Origin of the sequence: Pseudovibrio denitrificans JCM 12308, assembly GCF_001310815.1 — a bacterium.
In the GTDB taxonomy this organism is placed as follows: Bacteria; Pseudomonadota; Alphaproteobacteria; order Rhizobiales; family Stappiaceae; genus Pseudovibrio; species Pseudovibrio denitrificans.
Window position 1 is genome coordinate 1 of record NZ_BAZK01000070.1, and the last position, 1,345, is coordinate 1,345.

At 51.2% G+C, this 1,345-nt stretch carries 1 protein-coding gene and 1 pseudogene; both read right to left on the minus strand.

Features of this window, described 5'->3' with window-relative positions; translation table 11 throughout:
* The coding region (locus JCM12308_RS27450) for a hypothetical protein (RefSeq protein ID WP_164845403.1) at nt 1-591 on the minus strand (591 nt) is incomplete at its 3' end.
* A gap of 57 nt (nt 592-648) precedes the next feature.
* Nucleotides 649-1,345: pseudogene (locus JCM12308_RS27455) on the minus strand (calcium-binding protein); the annotation flags it as partial.

Sequence of the window (1,345 nt, forward strand, 5' to 3'; positions counted from 1 at the left end):
GGTCCGGTTGGATCTGATCTTGGAGATCCGGCCCACAGTGTCTCGGGTGTACTGCTCTTCAAACAGCACTTGAGAGCCTTTGGAGAGCTTGGTGCCCAACAGCCACTTGCGCTGTGTATCATAAGAGTTGAGCGTGTGTGTTCCGTTGGCGTGATCAATCCGGGCGATTTCGGCATCAGGAGAATAGCGGATCTGATTAATAGCCCCTGGAATGGCCAGCAATCTGCCAGCCCGATCATACTGGTATTGTCCGCTGGAAGGCGGCCAGGTTTCTCCATCGGAAAAGGATCGTGCACGCAGACGATTGCCATCATCATAAGAGTAGGTGCGGGTATAGGTCTGTCCGTCAATGATGTAGCGTTCGCGCACCAGCTGGCCATGACTGTTGTAGTCATAGTGGATGATGGCGGCCCCATTGCTGATGGTTGTGAGCTGTCCGGTGTTGTGATACCCGGCCCGGGCCTCATCATAGGTGTAAGTGACATCTTCGGTGCTAGCGTGTGCCGCTGCTCCAATGGTCAGTCCCAAAACTGAGCCAAGAACTTTTTGAATGATCTGTTCTGACTTAATCATGCGTACAAACTTCTTCATTTTAACAATACCTTTGAGCCAAAGGAGCAGTTGAAACTGAATGTGTGTGCAAATTTTTTAGAACCTGAAGTCATCTGCATGGAGGTCTCCAGGTGTTGTGTTTCTGATTGTGATTGTGTTGGTAGTGTTGATCTGAATGAGGGTATTGCTTCCAGATGCACTGGTGCGAGCCATCACATCAGCAAAGCTGGTCAGACCCGTACCTTTGAACTGAATGACATCGCCTTCCCCATGGCCTGCAGCAAAGTCTTCAATTACATCACGGCCAAAGCTGATGCCTTCAAAGACAAAGGTGTCATTGCCTTTGCCGCCATGTAGATTGTCATTGCCTGCTGCCCCATTGAGGATGTCATCGCCGCCATAGCCAGACAGACGGTTGTTGCTACTGTCACCGGTCAGGCTGTCGCCATATGCATCACTGCCTGTTGCGTTCTCGATGGAGACATAGGTGTCGCCAGCCGCATCGCCTGTGTTTTGGCTTGGGTCGGCAAGATTGATGGTCAGAGCATGCTTGGACCAACGATAGCGGGCAACATCTATACCCGGACCACCATCAAGATAGTCATTCCCGCCGCCATAGGCGTTAAGCGTGTCATTGCCGCCCTTACCTTCCAGGCGGTCATTGCCGCGGTGACCATAAAAGCTATTGTTTTGTTCATCACCAATCAAGACATCATTGTAGCTGGAACCTTCAATGGTCTCGAAGTTAGAAATGGTGTCACCTTCAGCATGGCCGCCCGAGACAGCTCCTGTT